The organism is Streptomyces sp. NPDC001851 (genome assembly GCF_040297165.1).
In the GTDB taxonomy this organism is placed as follows: domain Bacteria; phylum Actinomycetota; class Actinomycetes; order Streptomycetales; family Streptomycetaceae; genus Streptomyces.
In genome coordinates, this window is sequence record NZ_JBEOYR010000011.1 from 250,058 (window position 1) to 267,758 (window position 17,701).

The following is a 17,701-nucleotide window of genomic DNA, read 5'->3' on the forward strand; positions in this document are numbered from 1 at the left end:
CCGAGGAGATGACGTACGCCGTCCCGAGGTACACGATGGGGAACGGTGTAGGCAGATGCAAAAAACCGGCCCTCTGACAGGTAAGGAACAGCGTGGCTTCCGGATCCGATCGCAATCCGATCATCATTGGCGGCCTTCCGAGTCAGGTTCCTGACTTCGATCCCGAGGAAACCCAGGAGTGGCTCGACTCCCTCGACGCCGCCGTGGACGAGCGCGGCCGGGAGAGGGCCCGCTACCTCATGCTCCGGCTGATCGAGCGGGCCCGCGAGCGGCGCGTGGCCGTGCCCGAGATGCGCAGCACGGACTACGTCAACACGATCCCCACCAAGGCGGAGCCGTTCTTCCCGGGCAACGAGGAGATCGAGCGCAGGATCCTCAACGCGACCCGCTGGAACGCGGCCGTGATGGTCTCGCGCGCCCAGCGCCCCGGCATCGGCGTCGGCGGCCACATCGCCACCTTCGCCTCCTCGGCCTCGCTGTACGACGTCGGCTTCAACCACTTCTTCCGCGGCAAGGACGAGGGCGACGGCGGCGACCAGGTCTTCTTCCAGGGCCACGCCTCCCCGGGCATCTACGCGCGCGCGTACCTGCTCGACCGGCTCACCGAGGACCAGCTCGACGGCTTCCGCCAGGAAAAGTCGAAGTACCCGAACGGCCTGTCCAGCTATCCGCACCCGCGCTCGATGCCGGACTTCTGGGAGTTCCCGACGGTCTCCATGGGCCTGGGCCCGCTCGGCGCGATCTACCAGGCGCGGATGAACCGCTACATGCAGGCGCGCGGCATCGCCGACACCTCCAGGTCGCATGTGTGGGCGTTCCTCGGCGACGGCGAGATGGACGAGCCGGAGTCGCTCGGCCAGCTGTCCATCGCCGCCCGGGAGGGCCTGGACAACCTGACCTTCGTCGTCAACTGCAACCTGCAGCGGCTGGACGGCCCGGTGCGCGGCAACGGCAAGATCATCCAGGAGCTGGAGTCGGTCTTCCGGGGCGCCGGCTGGAACGTGATCAAGCTGATCTGGGACCGCTCCTGGGACCCGCTGCTCGCGCAGGACCGGGACGGCGTCCTGGTCAACAAGATGAACACGACGCCGGACGGCCAGTTCCAGACCTACGCCACCGAGTCCGGCGCCTACATCCGCGAGCACTTCTTCGGTGACGACGTCCGGCTGCGCGCGATGGTCGAGAACCTGACCGACCACCAGATCCTGATGCTGGGCCGCGGCGGCCACGACCACCGGAAGATCTACGCGGCGTACAAGGCGGCCCTGGAGCACAAGGGCCAGCCGACGGTCATCCTGGCCAAGACGGTCAAGGGCTGGACGCTGGGCCCGAACTTCGAGGGCCGCAACGCCACGCACCAGATGAAGAAGCTGACGGTCGACGACCTCAAGCGCTTCCGGGACCGGCTGCACCTGCCGATCTCCGACAAGGAGCTGGACTCCGGCCTGCCGCCGTACTACCACCCGGGCCGGAACACCGAAGAGATCCAGTACATGCACGACATGCGCAAGGCGTGCGGCGGGTACGTCCCGACCCGCGTCGTGCGCTCCAAGCCGCTCGCCCTGCCGGACGACAAGGCGTACGCGACGGTGAAGAAGGGCACCGGCCAGCAGTCCATCGCCACGACCATGGCGTTCGTCCGGCTGCTGAAGGACCTCATGCGGGACAAGGAGATCGGCAAGCGGTTCGTGCTGATCGCGCCGGACGAGTACCGCACGTTCGGCATGGACTCCTTCTTCCCGAGTGCGAAGATCTACAACCCGCTCGGCCAGCAGTACGAGGCGGTCGACCGGGACCTGCTGCTCGCCTACAAGGAGTCGCCGACCGGCCAGATGCTGCACGACGGCATCTCCGAGGCGGGCTGCACGGCCTCCCTGATCGCGGCGGGCTCCGCGTACGCCACGCACGGCGAGCCGCTGATCCCGGTGTACGTCTTCTACTCGATGTTCGGTTTCCAGCGCACGGGTGACCAGTTCTGGCAGATGGCCGACCAGCTGGCGCGCGGATTCGTACTGGGCGCAACCGCCGGTCGTACGACCCTGACCGGTGAGGGGCTGCAGCACGCGGACGGCCACTCGCAGCTGCTCGCCTCGACCAACCCGGCGTGCGTGGCCTACGACCCGGCGTACGCCTACGAGATCGCGCACATCGTCCAGGACGGCCTGCGCCGGATGTACGGCTCGGACGCGGAGCACCCCCACGGCGAGGACGTCTTCTACTACCTGACCGTCTACAACGAGCCCATCCAGCACCCGGCCGAGCCGGCGAACGTGGACGTCGAGGGCATCCTCAAGGGCGTCCACAAGATCGGCGAGGGTACGGCGGGCTCGATCCCGGCGCAGATCATGGCGTCCGGCGTGGCGGTCCCCTGGGCGCTGGAGGCGCAGCGGATCCTCGCCGAGGACTGGAACGTACGCGCCGACGTCTGGTCGGCCACCTCCTGGAACGAGCTGCGCCGTGAGGCGGTGGAGTGCGAGGAGCACAACCTGCTGCATCCGGAGGAGGAGCAGCGGGTGCCGTACGTGACGCGGAAGCTCAGCGGCGCCGAGGGGCCGTTCGTGGCCGTGTCCGACTGGATGCGGTCGGTTCCGGACCAGATCGCGCGGTGGGTGCCGGGCACGTACCAGTCGCTCGGCGCGGACGGCTTCGGCTTCGCCGACACCCGGGGCGCGGCCCGCCGCTTCTTCCGCATCGACGCGCAGTCGATCGTCGTCGCGGTGCTGACCGAGCTGGCGCGCGAGGGCAGGATCGACCGCTCCGCGCTCAAGCAGGCCATCGACCGGTACCAGCTGCTGGATGTGTCGGCGGCGGATCCGGGGGTCGCGGGTGGCGACGCGTAACGCGCCGCGTTTCTGACAGAGGGCGGTGCCGGTGGCACCGCCCTCGTTGCTTTTTCTTTACCATTGCGGTCATGAACGATCAGTCGGCACAGACGCGTTGGGAGCGGCTCACCCAGCGTCCGTTGCTCGCGCTGGCGGTGGCGTTCGCCGTCGCCTATGCCGTACCGATCGTGGACAACCCCGCGAGCCGGTCCGTGACGGTCGTCTGCACCGGCACCGAGTGGGTGGTGTGGGCCGCGTTCGCGGTGGACTACCTGATACGGCTGGCGATCACTCCGAGGCGCCGGGAGTTCGTGCGCACGCACTGGATAGACCTGTGCGCCGTGGTGCTGCCGCTGCTGCAGCCGCTGCGCCTGCTGCGGATGGTCTCGACCCTGCTGCTGGTGGGGCGGCGGGCCCGGATGGCCTCACAGATCCGGCTCACCACGTATGTCGCCGGGGCGGTGGTCGGGCTGCTGATGTTCGGGTCGCTGGCGGTGCTGTCCGTCGAGCGGGACTCGCCGAACGGGAACATCCGGACGCTGGGTGACGCGGTGTGGTGGTCGTTCACGACCATGACGACCGTGGGGTACGGGGACCACGCGCCGACGACCGGGCTCGGGCGGATGATCGCCGTCGGGCTGATGCTGTCCGGGATCGCGCTGCTGGGTGTCGTCACCGCGAACATCGCGGCGTGGTTCATCGCGCGGTTCGAGAAGGACGATGTGGAGGAACGGCGGCAGACGGAGGCCATCGCGGGTCTGGCCGAGGAGGTACGGCTGCTGCGGGCGGAGGTGGCCCGGTTGGCCGAGGAGCGGGAGCGGCAGCGGAGTTGACCGGCACCCGGTGCTGAGGCCGGCCGGGGGCGGGTCGCTCACGGGCGCGTGCAGGGTGCGGGCAGTCGTGCCCGCACCCTGCACGCGCCCGGCCACGCCCCCCGGCGAGGACCCGTCGGCGAGGACCCGTCGGCGAGGACCCCTCGGCTAAAGGAGCCCGTGGCCCCACGTGGCCGCGCCCGCCAGGGCGATGATGGCCAGCAGTGTGTCGATCGCGCCGAGGACCAGGGCCACCAGGGCCGGGATGTCGCGGTCGTCGGACCACTTGCGGCCCATCGCCTGCCAGCCGCAGAACATCGCCACCGGTCCCAGGACGATGCCCAGTGCGAAGAAGCCGGCCACGGCACAGATCGTGCCGATGATCCCGAGCGTCGCACGGTCCGGCCCGGTCCGTTGCCACGTCCGGCCACGTGACCGGGGGTACCCGTGCGTTCCGTGCCCGAAGCCCGCCATCATCAACTCCCTGAGGTTCCTGGACAGTTCGGCTTCGGTGTGCGGGTACCCCGGTTTCGCGCGGGCAGACCTGTGCGCGCTGCCCCCCTCCGGCAGCGCGCCCCGGCCCGGTGGTCCTCCCATGCGCTGCGGAGGACTTGACCCACTGTGACCTGCGGCGCGCGCCGGCGCGAGGAATCTTTAGCGGAGTCACCCTGATAGGCGAAACTCCGCCCCGACGTCAGATGTGGCCCACGCCCGCGCCCGCCTCGGCGTTCGCGCCCCGCTTGGTGAGCAGCGCGACGAGGACGGCGACCGCCGCCACGCCCGCCGCGACCAGGGAGGCGAGGCTCATGCCGGAGATGAAGGTGTGGTGCGCGACCTCGGTGATCTTCGCGGCGACCGGCGCCGGAACCCCCTTCGGCACCGGGGCGACGCCGACCTGCACCGCCTCCGAGGCCTTGTCCAGCTGACCCGGAGTCAGCCGCGGCAGTCCGGCCCCGGTCCAGTTGCCCGGCAGGTCGCTGTCGACCCTGGAGGCCATCACGGCGCCCAGCACGGCCGTACCCAGGCTGCCGCCGATCTGCATGGCCGCCTGCTGGAGGCCGCCCGCGACGCCGGACAGCTCCATGGGGGCGTTGCCGACGATGACCTCGGTGGCGCCCACCATGACCGGCGCGAGGCCGAAACCGAGCAGCGCGAACCAGACGGACATCACACCGCTGCCGGTGTCGGCCTTGAGCGTCGACATGCCGTACATGGCGATGGCGGTCGCGGCCATGCCGCCGGCCAGCGGGATGCGCGGGCCGAGCTTGGTGATCGCGGCGCCGGCCAGCGGCGAGCCGACGATCAACATGCCGGTGAGCGGCAGCAGGTGCAGGCCGGCGTCGATCGGGCTCATCCCGTGCACGTTCTGCAGGTAGAAGGTGACGAAGAAGAGCCCGCCCATGAACGCGATGGCCATGAGGACCATCAGGACGACACCGGCCGACAGCGGTATCGAGCGGAACAGGCCCAGTGGGACGAGGGGTTCCGCGACCCTCGTCTCCCAGAAGGAGAACACCGCGAAGAGCACCGCGGACGCGGCGATGAAGATCCACGTCCTGCCGTCGCCCCAGCCCCACGCCGGAGCCTTGATGAGCGCCCAGACCAGGCAGAACATCGCGCCGGAGAGCAGGGCGATGCCGAGGATGTCGAAGGAGCGCGGTGCGCTGTGTTCCTTCAGCGGGCTCCGCTCGCGGGGGGCGCGGTGGTCGAGCAGGATCAGCAGGCCGAGGAGCAGGGCGAGCGCGCCGACCGGGACGTTGATGAAGAACACCGACTGCCAGTTGACGTGCTCGACGAGGACACCGCCGAGGATCGGGCCGCCCGCGGTGGACGCGCCGATCACCATGCCCCAGATGCCGATGGCCATGTTGAGCTGCTCGGCCGGGAAGGTGGCCCGCAGCAGGCCGAGCGCGGCCGGCATCAGCAGCGCGCCGAACAGGCCCTGGAAGACGCGGAAGGTGACGACCGCGGCGATGCTGTGGGACAGGCCGATCGCGCCGGAGGCGGCGGCGAAGCCGGTCACGCCGATGAGGAAGGTCTGCCGGTGGCCGAAGCGGTCACCGAGCTTGCCCGCGGTGATCAGGGCGACCGCGAGGGCGAGGAAGTAGCCGTTGGTGATCCACTGCACCTGGGCGAAGGTGGCCCCCAGGTCCTTCTGGATCGCCGGGTTGGCGATGGCCACGATGGTCCCGTCGAGGGCGACCATCATGACGCCCACGGCGACGGTGATGAGAGTGAGCCAGGGATGGCCGCGCAGCCCGGCGGCCGGCGGCCCGGGCGGGGCTGCCGAGCGAGCGTCCCCCGGCCCGGTCGCGTCGATGGCGGTCTGACTAGTCATACGTTCGAGGCTAGTGACAGCCTCTGACAATTGACAAACCATTTCAGGAGTCAGTAACTGACACCCATGGAAACACTCCGCGAACGCAAGAAACAACGCACCCGGGAGGCGCTGCTGAGAGCCGCTCTGGAACTGTTCACCACCCAGGGGTACGAGCACACGACCGTCGACGAGATCGCCGAGGCCGTCGGCGTCTCCCAGCGCACCTTCTTCCGCTACTTCGCCGGCAAGGAGGACGCGGCGTTCGCGGTGCAGGCGATGACCGAGGAGTACTTCGTGGCGGCCGTACGGGCGCGGCCCGCGCACGAGGCGCCGATGGAGGCCCTGCGGCAGGCGGTCCTGGAGGGCTGGGACGCGATCCGCGAGACCGTCGAGTCGGCCGTGCCGGTCGAGCTGTATCTGCGCATGTACCGGACGATCGAGTCGACGCCCGCACTGCTCGCCGCCCATCTGCGCCGCTCGGCGGCGACCGAGGAGACCATCGCGCGCCTGCTCGCCGAGCGCGAGGGCGTGGACGTGGACGCCGACCCGCGACCGCGGCTGGCCGTGGCCGTGTTCGGCGGGGTGATAAGGGTCACGGAACGGCAGTGGTGCACGGGCGACGACTTCAGCCTGGAGGCCATACGCCAACTCACCGCGTCCTGCCTCGATCAGGTGGGTTCCGCACTGACCGGAAACTGGCGCGCCGCAAAAGATCGCTGACGCGGTGTTCGACGTTCCGCGAAACGTGATCCCTGCCACTTGGTTACCCCGAGACCCTCTCGTTCTCCTAGTGTGTCCTCCCAGTGACTTCCTTCGACACCTCCCCACCCCTGAACGTCTGGCGCGCCCTGCTGGCGCTGGCCGTGGTGTTCGTGATGCTGGCGACCACCGGCTGGACCGCCCTGCGCAGTCACCGGGAGTCGACCGCGCTGCAGGCCTCGCTCGCCAAGTGGGAGCACGGCAGCATCCACGGTCTCCACCTGCCGGACCCCCAGGCCGCGCCGGTCCGGCTCAGCCGTTTCTTCACCTCCCTCCCGCCCGAGGACCAGGACCGTCTCGCCCACCGCTACCCGCTCGCGGTCGGCAACATGAACGGCGCCCCCGCCGCCCTGCGCTACCGCGCCAACCGCATCGCGCTGGAGCAGCAGCGCGAGGTCGAGCGGAAGCGCATGCACGACAGCCGGCTGAGCACGGCGGGACACCAGGACGCGGGCAGTCGCATGCGTCGCTACGAGTCCCTGCTGGCCCCCGGCCGGCAGATCCTGGCCTTCGACCCCGAGGGCTCGGGCCGCGTCGCCGAGGTGTTCGGGAACCTGGACGAGGCGCAGCGGATCTCGGTCGTCGTCCCCGGTGTCGACACCGATCTGCTCACCTTCGAGAAGACCTCCGGCCCGTACACCGCCCCGGTCGGCATGGCCAGGGCCCTGTACGCGCAGGAGCGCGCGCAGAGCCCCGCCACGCGTACGGCCGTGATCGCCTGGGCCGACTACACCGCCCCCGACGGACTCGGCATGGACGCGGCCACCGGGCTGCGCGCCGCGGAGGGCGCCGTACGGCTGAACGCCCTGGTGGGCGGCCTGCCCGGCCGTGCCCCCGTGGCGATGATCTGCCACAGCTACGGCTCGGTGGTCTGCGGGGTCGCCGCGCACGCCCTGCCCCGCCGGGTGACCGACATAGCGGTGGCCGCGAGCCCCGGCATGCGGGTCCCCAGCGCCTCCCACCTGGACACCCGGGCCCGGGTGTGGGCCATGCGGGACGCCACGGACTGGATCCAGGACGTGCCGTATCTGGAGCTCGGCGGGCTCGGGCACGGCGCCGATCCGGTGTCCGCGGCGTTCGGCGCGCGCGTGCTGTCCGCGCGGGACGCGCAGGGGCACGCCGGTTACTTCCAGCCGGGCACGGACAGCCTGCGCAACCTCGCCCGCGTCGGGGTCGGCAAGTACGGCGCGGTGACGTGCGCACGCAAGAACGACGCGTGCCGGGCCGGTGTGCCCGGCACTACCACGGCCGGACGCGCGTAGAAACAGCAGGAAGTGCGGTCTGCGCGGGTGGCGACGGAGGAGCACGTGCCGCATACGATGAGCCGCATGGGTGACGTACTGGCGGGTTTTCATGCCGTCTGGGAGTTCGAGTCCGACTCCGTGCTCATCCGTTACGAACGGGGGATTCGAACACCGAAGCTGTTGCAGGCGCTCGGGGAACGGCGCGTCCCGCTGTCCGCGGTCGAGGGCGTGACCCTCACCCCGGGCAAGCGCGGCACGGTCGTCCTGCGGCTGGTGCCCCGTCCCGGCGCCGATCCGCTGATGGAGGCGGCGGACGGGCAGCTGAAGGAGGGCTCCGATCCGTACCGGCTGGTGCTGTCGGCCGAGCGGGAGGCACTCGCCGAGTACTACGCGGACGAGCTGAAGCCGCTGCTGACCGAGGCCGGGTCCGGGCCGGCCGACCGGTTCCTGGTGCCGGTGCCCGAGGCGCCGCTGCAGTTCAAGGCGTACGACGGCAAGGCGTCCTTCGACGGGACGTCCGTGCAGTTCCGCTGGTCGTGGACGGGGGCGTCGTCGGCGAAGTGGAAGGCCGGCGACCAGAGCTTCTCGGTCGCCGACCTGAGCGGGGTGGAGTGGCGGTCACCGGAGGTGTTCGAGGGGCACCTGCGGCTGGTGCGGCGGGACGGCTCGGGCCCGTCCGCGCAGCCCGACCAGGACCCGGCGGCCGTGGTGTTCGGCCTAGGGTACGGGCCGGTGCACGAGTCGTTGCCGTTCGCCGCGGCCGTGCTCGCCGCCGTACGCACCCGGGGGCCGGTACCGGTGGTACCGGCCCCGTCCCGGCGCGACCCCGCGGACATCGCCGAACGCATCCGGCATCTCGGGGAGTTGCACCAGGCGGGGCTGGTCACCGATGAGGAGTTCTCCTCGAAGAAGGCCGAGCTGCTGGCGGAGCTCTGAGCTACTCCCGGCCCGCGGACGTGAACGTCATGTCCGCGTACCGGTCACCCGCCACCTTCGCCGCGATCGGCTCCAGTCGGGCCAGTTCCCCGGCGCTGAGGGTGATGCGCGTCGCCGCCACGTTCTCCTCCACCCTGCCCGGCTTGCGGGTGCCCGGGATCGGGACGACCGGCAGGGTGTCGAGCGTGGCGCGCTGCTGGACCCAGGCCAGGGCGATCTGGCCGGGGGTGGCGTCATGGGCCTCGGCGATCGTGCGCAGGGGCTCCAGGAGTGCGGCGTTGGCGGCCGCGTTGGCGCCGGTGAAGCGGGGCTGCTGGCGGCGGAAGTCGTCGGCCGTCAGGTCCTGTTCGGCGTTGGAGAAGGAGCCGGTGAGGAAGCCGCGGCCGAGCGGCGAGTACGGCACCAGGGCGACGCCCAGGTCCCGTGCGGCCGGTACGACCTTCGCCTCGATGTCCCGGCTGAACAGGGACCACTCCGACTGGACGGCCGCGATCGGGTGCACGGCGTGCGCGGCGCGCAGCTCCTCGGCGGTGACCTCGCTCAGCCCGAGGTGCTTGACCTTGCCCTCGCGGACCAGCTCCGCCATCGTGCCGACGGTCTCCTCGATGGGGACGTTCACATCGCGGCGGTGCATGTAGTAGAGGTCGATCACGTCGACGTCGAGGCGCTTCAGGCTGGCCTCGACGGCCTCGCGGATGTACGGCGCGTCGTTGCGGATGATCCGCTTGGTCGGGTCGCCGTCCGGTATCGACAGGGCGAACTTGGTGGCGATGACCACCTCGTCCCGGTGCGCCTTGAAGAAGGGGGACAGGAACCGCTCGTTCTCGCCCGCGCCATAGGCGTCCGCCGTGTCGTACAGCGTCACGCCCAGCTCCAGCGCCCGGTCCAGCGCGGCGCGCGCCTGGCCGGCGTCGGTGGGGCCGTAGGCGAAGCTCATGCCCATGCAGCCGAGGCCCTGTACGCCGACCTCCGGTCCGCTCTCGCCGAGCCGTACCGTCGGAATCCTGGCGTCGGTCATCGTGTGGTCCCCTCCGTGGCGTAAAAACTGATCTTGCGGTCGAGTACGGCGAGCGTGTCCCGCAGTTCGGCGATCCTGTCCAGGACGTCGCGGCGGGTGGACTCCAGCAGTTCCCGCCGTTCCCCGTAGGTGCTCTCGCCCGCCCGGACCAGCTCCGCGTACCGGACCATGTCCGCCACCGGCATGCCGGTCAGCCGCAGCTTGCTCACGAAGTCCAGCCAGTCCAGGTCGCGGTTGCGGTAGCGCCGCTGGCCGGTGTGCGAGCGGTCGACGTGCGGCATCAGGCCGATCCGCTCGTACCAGCGCAGGGTGTGCGCGGTCAGGCCGGTGAACGCGACGACCTCACTGATCGTGTAGTGGTCCTGGCCGTCGGCGCGCGGATGGCGTCTGGGCGGGGCGGAGCAGATGTCGGCGGGGGCCGTGGGCGCGGTGTCCGCTGGCGTGGTCTGCATCACCGTCATGGCCCCCACGCTATGACCTTGGAGTGCACTCGAAGCAAGCGGGTCCGGCAAGAAATCCGCAGGACGCGGGCCGGGGGGCCTGGCTAGCGTGCGGCACATGAGTCTTGCACGCCGGGCCGTGCCCGAGGATGCCGAAGAAGTGCTGCGGTTGCGTCAGGTGATGATCGACTCCCTGGGGCGGCCGGGTGGTTCCCGGGCGGGCGGGTGGCACGCCGACTCCCTGCCGGTGCTGCGGGAGCGGCTCGGCGAGGAGGACGGGGACTTCGCGGCCTTCGTCGTGGACCGTCGGGACCGGCCGGGGGCACTGGCCGCGCTGGTGGCCGGGACGGTGGACTACCGCATCGGCAAGCCCGGCAACCCGCGGGGGCGGGTCGGGTACGTCTTCAGCGTGGCCACGGATCCGGAGGCACGGCGCCGGGGGTACGCGCGCGCCTGCATGGAGGAGCTGCTGGCCTGGTTCCGGGAGCGGGGCGCCGGGCAGGTGCTGCTGACCGCCTCCCCGGAGGCCGAGCCGCTGTACGCCTCCCTGGGCTTCACCCGTGACCCGGACCCGTCGATGCGGCTGCTGCTGTGAGCCGCATAGGCTCGGCACCATGTCGTTGAACAGCTTGGCGTCGATCGAGAACTGGCCCGTCCCCACCGCCGCGGCGGGCGTCGTACGAGCCGACGGGACCGTCCTCGGGACGCACGGCCCCGCCGGACACCGCTTTCCGCTCGCCTCGGTCACCAAGCCGCTGGCGGCCTACGCGGCGCTCGTCGCGTACGAGGAGGGCGCGATCGAGCTGGACGAGCCCGCCGGGCCGGCCGGGGCGACCGTCCGGCACCTTCTCGCGCACACCTCCGGGCTGGCCTTCGACGAGCACCGGGTGATGGCGCCCCCCGGTGACCGCCGCCTCTACTCCAACGCCGGGTTCGAGCAGCTCGGCGACCACATCGCCAAGGCGACGGACATTCCGTTCGCGGAGTATCTGCGGCAGGCGGTGCTGGAGCCGCTGGGGATGACGTCGACCTCGCTGGAGGGCTCCCCGGCGAAGGACGGGGTGTCGACGGTCGAGGACCTGCTGCGCTTCGCGGCCGAGGTGCAGGCGCCGCGCCTGCTGGATGTGCGCACGGTCGCGGAGGCGATGAGCGTGCAGTACCCGGGGACGAAGGGGGTGCTGCCGGGGTACGGACACCAGAACCCGAACGACTGGGGGCTGGGCTTCGAGATCCGCGACTCCAAGTCGCCCCACTGGACGGGGAGTTCCTCGTCGCCGCGCACCTTCGGGCACTTCGGGCAGTCCGGTACGTTCCTGTGGATCGACCCGGACGCGGGGCTGGCGTGTGCCGCGCTGACGGACCGGGCGTTCGGGCCCTGGGCGGTCGAGGCCTGGCCGGCGCTGACGGACGCGGTGCTGCGGGAGGCCCGCGGCATGTACTGATCAACTTCGGATAACCTCCCGTGTGCACGAGGCGATCACAGGCGCAGGCATCGGGGGACGCTGATGAGCGGGCTTCAGACCGACGGTCAGTTCCGGCCGCTGGAGAGCGGCGACCCTCAGGCGGTGGCGGGCTACCGGCTGGCGGCACGGCTCGGTTCGGGCGGCATGGGCACGGTATACCTGTCGTACACGCCCGGCGGCCATCCGATCGCGCTCAAGACCATCCGGCCGGAGCTGAGCGAGGACCCGGAGTTCCGCCGCCGGTTCCGGCAGGAGGTCCAGGCCGCACAGCGCGTGCAGGGCCTGTACACGGCACCGGTCATCGACTACGACACCGAGGGCGACCGGCCCTGGCTGGCCACCGCCTATGTGCCCGGTCCCTCGCTGGCGGCGGCCGTCGCCGAGCACGGTCCGCTCCCGGTGCCCACGCTCCTGCTGCTGGTCGCGGGCGTGGCGGAGGCGCTGACGGTCATCCATGGCGCCGGCATCGTGCACCGCGATCTGAAGCCGTCCAACGTGCTGCTGGCCGCCGACGGCCCCCGCGTGATCGACTTCGGTATCGCCCGCGCCGCCGACGCGACCGCGCTGACCGGCTCCGGCGTCTCCATCGGCACCCCGGCGTTCATGTCGCCGGAGCAGGCCGCCGGCCGGGAGATCACGCCCGCCTCGGACGTGTTCGCGCTCGGCCAGGTCGCCGTGTTCGCCGCGCGCGGCCAGGGTGCGTACGGCGACGGCCCCTCGCACGCCGTGCTGTACCGGATCGTGCACGAGGAGCCCGACCTCGCCGGGCTGCCCGAGCCGCTGGCGTTCGCCGCCCGCTGCCTGGCGAAGGATCCGGCGGACCGGCCGTCCCCCGGCGAGGTCATCGCGCTGTGCCAGGAGGCGTCGCCCACACCGCTGCGGCAGTCCGGTTCGTGGCTTCCGGAGGCGCTCACCGCACAGATCACCCGGCGGGTGTCGGCGTCGGCCGCGCTCGCGGCGGCGCCGACGGCCGCGCCGCCCACCGCACCACCCACCGCGCCGCTCACGCGGCCGAACCCGACCGCCGTCGCGCCGCATCACCCGCCGGCCCACGCGGTACCCACCGCCACCGCCCCGCACGCTCCGCAGACGCCCGCCCACCCGCACGCGGCACCGCATCCGCCGTATCCGGGGCCGGCCGCACCCCAGCCCCCGTATCCAGGGCCGGCCGTGCCCCGGTCGCCGTACGTCCCGCAGCCGGGCTGGCGGCCACCGGCCCCGACGCCGGCCCGGCGGAAGGTCGGACGGTGGATCGGCATCGGCGCCGCCGCGGTGGCCGCGTTGCTGTGGGCGGCGGGCTGCGCCACGGTGCTGAACCACCTCGGCCGCTCCTCGGACGCCACCAAGGACAGCCCGTCCGGCGGCACTTCCTCCGCGCACGGCAAGCCGGCGCCCGACCCCAAGCCGGTGAGCTACCGCGGCATCAACATCCCGCTGAACTACTACGTCCGGTTCGCGGACTCGCCCCCGAAGCCGATCAGCTCCGACGTCGGTCCCCGGTACGAGGACAGCGGCGATTTCTACTACGACAACTACACCTCCAACGGCAAGGGCGTGGGCAGCACGGGCAAGAAGGTCGTGCTGCTGAACAACGCCGAGAAGGGTTCGCTGAAGACCTGCCGCGCGGAGACCCGGTACGCGGAGGACGTCGCGCTCGACCAGCTCGCCCCGGGCACCCAGCTCTGTGTGCACACCTCGTCCGGGCACATCGCGCTGGTCACGTTCAAGGGAACCGCCCCGAAGGGCGACCCCAGCGACTACGTCTCGGTGGACATCACCCTGTGGCGCAACGCGGAGGAGCCCACCCGGGGCTGAGCCCGCTCAGCGCGCCATCTCCCACATCAGCACCTCGGCACGCGTCACCGCGACCGCCTCCAGATCCCCGGCGTCCGTGATGCGTGCCGCGTCTCCCGCCGCCAGTTCCCAGCCGGCCAGCCGGACCTCGCCGCGTACGACATGGACGTACGCGTGCGCCGCGTCCGGCACCGCAGTCCGCTCCCCCGCCGCCAGCCGCCGTACGTGCAGCATCGCGCCCGCTTCGGGGACGGCGTACGGGGTGGAGTCGGCTATCCCGCGGACGACCTCGTACGACGGCTCGCCGCCCGGCTCCAGGGGCGCCAGCCACATCTGGAGGAAGGTCAGCGCGGTGTCGCCGTCGTTGCGCTCCACGTGCCGGACGCCCGCCGCCGAGCTGAGCCGCTGGACGTCCCCGGGGCGGACCCGCGTCTCATGCCCCGTGGAGTCGCGGTGGGTCAGCTCCCCCTCGACGACCCACGTGATGATCTCGGTGTGGCTGTGCGGGTGCTCGTCGAAGCCGGCGCCGGGTGCGAGGCGCTCTTCGTTGCAGGCGATCAGCGTGCCGAAGCGGAGGTTGCCGGGGTCGTAGTGCGGCCCGAAGGAGAAGGCGTGCCACGACTCGATCCCGGCCTCCGCCTCGCCCCCGGGGTAGCGCTCACCGGCGCGCCGTACGTCCATCACGCGCACCACGGTAGACCCGCGGGGAACCGCGCCCGCCCCTCACCCCTGACCCGGCGGAACACCTCCGCGTCCGGATAAGGCAGTCTTGTCCCCGTGCCCGAACCCGAATCCCACCGCAGCGATCCCCACGCACACGCCGTCCATCCGCACGCCGCGACCCTGAAGCGGCTGGAGAAGTCCTCCGGGTCTCTCGCCGCGCAGGCCATCGCGCGGATGGACGAGACCCTGCCGTGGTACCGGGCCATGCCCCCGGAGAACCGTTCCTGGATCGGGCTGGTCGCCCAGGCGGGCATCGCGGCCTTCACCGAGTGGTTCCGGCACCCGGACGCCCCGCAGGCGATCTCCACCGATGTCTTCGGCACCGCCCCGCGCGAGCTGACCCGGGCCATCACGCTGCGCCAGACCGTGGAGATGGTGCGGACCACCATCGAGGTGATGGAGAGCGCCATCGACGAGGTGGCCGCGCCGGGGGACGAGAGTGTGCTGCGCGAGGCCCTGCTCGTGTACGCGCGGGAGATCGCCTTCGCCACCGCGCAGGTGTACGCCCAGGCCGCCGAGGCACGCGGTGCCTGGGACGCGCGGCTGGAGTCGCTGGTCGTCAACGCGGTGCTGAGCGGGGAGGCGGACGAAGGTGCCGTCAGCCGGGCCGCCGCCCTCGGGTGGAACTCGCCCGAGCATGTGTGCGTCGTGCTGGGGACGGCGCCGGACGGTGACAGTGAGCTGACCGTCGAGGCCATTCGGCGGGCCTCCCGGCACGCCAAGCTCCAGGTGCTCACCGGGGTGCTCGGGGACCGGCTGGTCGTGATCGCCGGGGGCAGCAGCAATCCGCTCGCGGTGGCCAAGTCGCTGATCGGGCCCTTCGCCGCCGGACCGGTGGTCGCGGGGCCGGTCGTCCCCGATCTGCTGGCCGCCACGCGGTCCGCGCAGGCCGCCGCCGCGGGCCTGAAGGCGTGTTCCGCCTGGCAGGACGCACCGCGGCCGGTGCTGGCGGACGATCTGCTGCCGGAGCGGGCGATCGCGGGTGATCCGGGCGCCCGCGAGCAGCTGGTGGAGGAGATCTACAGACCGCTGGAGGAAGCGGGCTCGGCTCTGCTGGAAACACTGAGTGTCTATCTGGAGCAGGCGAGCAGCCTGGAAGGCGCGGCCCGAATGCTCTTCGTTCACCCGAACACCGTGCGCTACCGGCTCCGACGTGTGACAGACGTCACCGGTTGGTCTCCGTCGGATGTACGATCCGCCTTCACACTGCGGATCGCGCTGATCCTCGGGCGTCTGGCCGACGGCGAGACCCAGGCATAGGGTTTTGTCGGGGCCCCACAAAAGCCCTTCGTGTTCTTCGTCCCTGTCCTCACGGGCGGCCGTGCCCGTCCCCAAGAGAGAGTGTGAGAGTGCTCGTACTCGTCGCTCCCGGCCAGGGCGCCCAGACGCCCGGCTTCCTGACCCCCTGGCTCGAACTGCCCGGCGCCGCCGACCGTGTGGCGGCCTGGTCGGACGCCATCGGACTGGACCTGGTCCACTACGGCACCCAGGCCGACGCCGACGCCATCCGTGACACCGCGGTGGCCCAGCCGCTGCTGGTCGCCGCCGGACTGCTGTCCGCCGCGGCACTCGGTGACATCGCGGAGGTCGCGCCGGGCGCGGTCGCGGGTCACAGTGTCGGTGAGATCACCGCCGCCGCCTTCGCCGGCGTCCTGGACGACACCGCCGCGCTGGGCCTCGTACGCAAGCGGGGTCTGGCGATGGCCGACGCCGCCGCGATCACCGAGACCGGCATGTCGGCGCTGCTCGGCGGCGACCCCGAGACCTCGGTCGCGCACCTGGAGAGGCTGGGCCTGACCCCGGCGAACATCAACGGCGCGGGCCAGATCGTCGCCGCGGGCACCCTGGAGCAGCTGGCCGCGCTGAACGAGGACAAGCCCGAGGGGGTCCGCAAGGTCGTCGCGCTGAAGGTCGCCGGCGCCTTCCACACCCGCCACATGGCGCCCGCCGTCGAGACGCTGGCCAAGGCCGCCGCGGAGCTCACGCCCGCCGACCCCAAGGTGCCCTACGTCTCCAACAAGGACGGACGGACCGTCGCCTCCGGCGCGGAGGTGCTGGACCGGCTGGTCGGCCAGGTCGCCAACCCCGTGCGCTGGGACCTGTGCATGGAGACCTTCAAGGAGCTCGGCGTCACCGCGCTCATCGAGGTGTGCCCGGGCGGCACCCTGACCGGCCTGGCCAAGCGGGCGCTGCCCGGCGTCACGACGCTGGCCCTGAAGACCCCCGACGATCTCGACGCGGCCCGCGCGCTCATCGCTGAGCACGCCGGCGCCTAAGGAGCCCGCACATGGCGAAGATCAAGCCCAGCAAGGGCGCCCCGTATGCGCGCATCCTCGGTGTCGGCGGCTACCGGCCGACGCGGGTGGTGCCCAACGAGGTGATCCTGGAGAAGATCGACTCGTCCGACGAGTGGATCCGTTCGCGCTCCGGCATCGAGACCCGGCACTGGGCCGGCCCCGAGGAGACCGTGGCCGCGATGTCGGTCGAGGCGGCCGGCAAGGCCATCGCGGACGCCGGTATCGGCGCCGGGCAGATCGGTGCCGTGGTCGTCTCGACCGTCTCGCACTTCAGCCAGACCCCGGCCGTCGCCACCGAGATCGCCGACAAGCTGGGCACGAACAAGGCCGCCGCGTTCGACATCTCGGCGGGCTGCGCGGGCTTCGGTTACGGCCTGACCCTCGCCAAGGGCATGGTGGTGGAAGGTTCCGCCGAGTACGTGCTCGTGATCGGCGTGGAGCGGCTCAGCGACCTGACCGACCTGGAGGACCGGGCCACGGCCTTCCTGTTCGGCGACGGCGCCGGCGCGGTCGTCGTCGGCCCCTCCGAGGAGCCGGCGATCGGCCCCACCGTGTGGGGCTCCGAGGGCGACAAGTCCGAAACGATCAAGCAGACCGTCCCCTGGGACCGGTTCCGTATCGGTGACCTCGGCGCGCTGCCCGTGGACAGCGAGGGCAACGTCAAGTTCCCCGCCATCACGCAGGAGGGCCAGGCGGTGTTCCGCTGGGCCGTGTTCGAGATGGCGAAGGTCGCCCAGCAGGCGCTGGACGCGGCCGGGATCAGCCCGGATGAGCTGGACGTCTTCATCCCGCACCAGGCCAATGTGCGGATCATCGACTCGATGGTGAAGACCCTCAAACTGCCGGAGCATGTCACGGTCGCCCGGGACATCCGTACCACCGGCAACACCTCGGCCGCCTCGATTCCGCTCGCGATGGAGCGGCTTCTGGCGACCGGGGAGGCGAAGAGCGGCGACACCGCGCTCGTCATCGGCTTCGGGGCGGGTCTCGTGTACGCCGCCACGGTCGTTACCCTCCCCTAGGCACTCCGTGCCGGATCCTGCGATCCGGCACGGCAGCAAATGCCACAAACC

16 protein-coding genes are annotated in these 17,701 nt (G+C 71.5%); 11 read left to right on the forward strand and 5 right to left on the reverse strand.

The annotated features are described in order from the left end of the window. Positions 1 to 92 precede the first annotated feature (92 nt). On the forward strand, positions 93 to 2,840 hold the full coding sequence (aceE, locus tag ABT171_RS18850; RefSeq protein WP_351245081.1) for a pyruvate dehydrogenase (acetyl-transferring), homodimeric type: 2,748 nt from the start codon (positions 93 to 95) through the stop codon (positions 2,838 to 2,840). Positions 2,841 to 2,911: 71 nt separating this feature from the next. Next, on the forward strand, positions 2,912 to 3,655 hold the full coding sequence (locus ABT171_RS18855; protein WP_351245083.1) for a potassium channel family protein: 744 nt from the start codon (positions 2,912 to 2,914) through the stop codon (positions 3,653 to 3,655). Positions 3,656 to 3,802: 147 nt separating this feature from the next. Here ABT171_RS18855 and ABT171_RS18860 read toward each other — a convergent pair whose 3' ends face one another. Together ABT171_RS18860 and ABT171_RS18865 are read right to left on the reverse strand one after the other, a co-directional pair. Then, entirely contained in the window at positions 3,803 to 4,108 is a 306-nt protein-coding gene (locus ABT171_RS18860; protein ID WP_351245085.1) for a small hydrophobic protein, read from the reverse strand. Positions 4,109 to 4,328: 220 nt separating this feature from the next. Next, on the reverse strand, positions 4,329 to 5,972 hold the full coding sequence (locus tag ABT171_RS18865; RefSeq protein WP_351245087.1) for an MFS transporter: 1,644 nt from the start codon (positions 5,970 to 5,972) through the stop codon (positions 4,329 to 4,331). Positions 5,973 to 6,038: 66 nt separating this feature from the next. Here ABT171_RS18865 and ABT171_RS18870 point away from each other — a divergent pair, with 66 nt between their 5' ends. From ABT171_RS18870 to ABT171_RS18880, 3 genes are all read left to right on the forward strand, one after another. Next, positions 6,039 to 6,674 carry a TetR family transcriptional regulator gene (locus ABT171_RS18870; RefSeq protein ID WP_351245089.1) on the forward strand — a complete coding sequence of 212 codons (636 nt, stop codon included), beginning with the start codon at positions 6,039 to 6,041 and terminating at the stop codon, positions 6,672 to 6,674. Between the two features lie 83 nt (positions 6,675 to 6,757). After that, the gene (locus tag ABT171_RS18875) at positions 6,758 to 7,975 is read left to right on the forward strand and encodes an alpha/beta hydrolase (RefSeq protein WP_351245091.1); all 1,218 of its coding nucleotides are present in this window, start codon (positions 6,758 to 6,760) and stop codon (positions 7,973 to 7,975) included. Positions 7,976 to 8,041: 66 nt separating this feature from the next. After that, complete coding sequence (locus ABT171_RS18880; RefSeq protein ID WP_351245093.1) at positions 8,042 to 8,893, forward strand: DUF4429 domain-containing protein; 852 nt, start codon at positions 8,042 to 8,044, stop codon at positions 8,891 to 8,893. Between the two features lies 1 nt (position 8,894). Here ABT171_RS18880 and ABT171_RS18885 read toward each other — a convergent pair whose 3' ends face one another. Together ABT171_RS18885 and ABT171_RS18890 are read right to left on the reverse strand one after the other, a co-directional pair. Continuing rightward, a complete protein-coding gene (locus ABT171_RS18885) occupies positions 8,895 to 9,911 on the reverse strand; it encodes an aldo/keto reductase (protein ID WP_351245095.1) in 1,017 nt (338 codons plus the stop codon). Beyond that, positions 9,908 to 10,372 (reverse strand): MerR family transcriptional regulator, encoded by a 465-nt coding sequence (locus ABT171_RS18890; RefSeq protein ID WP_351245097.1) that lies wholly within the window; start codon positions 10,370 to 10,372, stop codon positions 9,908 to 9,910. The genes ABT171_RS18885 and ABT171_RS18890 overlap by 4 nt, the downstream gene beginning before the upstream one ends. 97 nt (positions 10,373 to 10,469) lie before the next feature. On the opposite strand from ABT171_RS18890, the gene ABT171_RS18895 reads away from it, so the two are divergent. From ABT171_RS18895 to ABT171_RS18905, 3 genes are all read left to right on the forward strand, one after another. Then, positions 10,470 to 10,946, forward strand: a complete 477-nt coding sequence (locus ABT171_RS18895) for a GNAT family N-acetyltransferase (RefSeq protein WP_351245099.1) — start codon at positions 10,470 to 10,472, stop codon at positions 10,944 to 10,946. 19 nt (positions 10,947 to 10,965) lie between these two features. Then, on the forward strand, positions 10,966 to 11,793 hold the full coding sequence (locus ABT171_RS18900; RefSeq protein ID WP_351245101.1) for a serine hydrolase domain-containing protein: 828 nt from the start codon (positions 10,966 to 10,968) through the stop codon (positions 11,791 to 11,793). A 63-nt stretch (positions 11,794 to 11,856) separates the two neighbouring features. Further along, a complete protein-coding gene (locus ABT171_RS18905) occupies positions 11,857 to 13,629 on the forward strand; it encodes a serine/threonine-protein kinase (RefSeq protein ID WP_351245103.1) in 1,773 nt (590 codons plus the stop codon). 6 nt (positions 13,630 to 13,635) lie between these two features. Here ABT171_RS18905 and ABT171_RS18910 read toward each other — a convergent pair whose 3' ends face one another. Further along, entirely contained in the window at positions 13,636 to 14,289 is a 654-nt protein-coding gene (locus ABT171_RS18910; protein WP_351245177.1) for a pirin family protein, read from the reverse strand. Between the two features lie 96 nt (positions 14,290 to 14,385). On the opposite strand from ABT171_RS18910, the gene fasR reads away from it, so the two are divergent. The 3 genes from fasR (at position 14,386) to ABT171_RS18925 (ending at position 17,650) form a co-directional block, all read left to right on the forward strand. Further along, on the forward strand, positions 14,386 to 15,591 hold the full coding sequence (gene fasR, locus ABT171_RS18915; RefSeq protein WP_351245105.1) for a fatty acid biosynthesis transcriptional regulator FasR: 1,206 nt from the start codon (positions 14,386 to 14,388) through the stop codon (positions 15,589 to 15,591). An 89-nt stretch (positions 15,592 to 15,680) separates the two neighbouring features. Continuing rightward, positions 15,681 to 16,607 (forward strand): ACP S-malonyltransferase, encoded by a 927-nt coding sequence (locus tag ABT171_RS18920; protein ID WP_351245107.1) that lies wholly within the window; start codon positions 15,681 to 15,683, stop codon positions 16,605 to 16,607. 11 nt (positions 16,608 to 16,618) lie between these two features. Further along, positions 16,619 to 17,650: a ketoacyl-ACP synthase III gene (locus ABT171_RS18925; RefSeq protein ID WP_351245109.1), complete on the forward strand. Its 1,032-nt coding sequence runs from the start codon at positions 16,619 to 16,621 to the stop codon at positions 17,648 to 17,650. Positions 17,651 to 17,701 lie beyond the last annotated feature (51 nt).

What these genes read in the sequence shown, in the direction of transcription:
- ABT171_RS18870 (WP_351245089.1), top strand. Translation starts at nt 6,039, where the DNA reads ATGGAAACACTCCGCGAACGCAAGAAACAACGCACCCGGGAGGCGCTG.
- ABT171_RS18905 (WP_351245103.1), top strand. Translation starts at nt 11,857, where the DNA reads ATGAGCGGGCTTCAGACCGACGGTCAGTTCCGGCCGCTGGAGAGCGGC.
- ABT171_RS18910 (WP_351245177.1), bottom strand. Translation starts at nt 14,289, where the DNA reads ATGGACGTACGGCGCGCCGGTGAGCGCTACCCCGGGGGCGAGGCGGAG.
- ABT171_RS18880 (WP_351245093.1), top strand. Translation starts at nt 8,042, where the DNA reads ATGGGTGACGTACTGGCGGGTTTTCATGCCGTCTGGGAGTTCGAGTCC.
- ABT171_RS18900 (WP_351245101.1), top strand. Translation starts at nt 10,966, where the DNA reads ATGTCGTTGAACAGCTTGGCGTCGATCGAGAACTGGCCCGTCCCCACC.
- ABT171_RS18890 (WP_351245097.1), bottom strand. Translation starts at nt 10,372, where the DNA reads ATGACGGTGATGCAGACCACGCCAGCGGACACCGCGCCCACGGCCCCC.
- ABT171_RS18925 (WP_351245109.1), top strand. Translation starts at nt 16,619, where the DNA reads ATGGCGAAGATCAAGCCCAGCAAGGGCGCCCCGTATGCGCGCATCCTC.
- ABT171_RS18885 (WP_351245095.1), bottom strand. Translation starts at nt 9,911, where the DNA reads ATGACCGACGCCAGGATTCCGACGGTACGGCTCGGCGAGAGCGGACCG.
- ABT171_RS18865 (WP_351245087.1), bottom strand. Translation starts at nt 5,972, where the DNA reads ATGACTAGTCAGACCGCCATCGACGCGACCGGGCCGGGGGACGCTCGC.
- ABT171_RS18895 (WP_351245099.1), top strand. Translation starts at nt 10,470, where the DNA reads ATGAGTCTTGCACGCCGGGCCGTGCCCGAGGATGCCGAAGAAGTGCTG.
- ABT171_RS18860 (WP_351245085.1), bottom strand. Translation starts at nt 4,108, where the DNA reads ATGGCGGGCTTCGGGCACGGAACGCACGGGTACCCCCGGTCACGTGGC.
- ABT171_RS18855 (WP_351245083.1), top strand. Translation starts at nt 2,912, where the DNA reads ATGAACGATCAGTCGGCACAGACGCGTTGGGAGCGGCTCACCCAGCGT.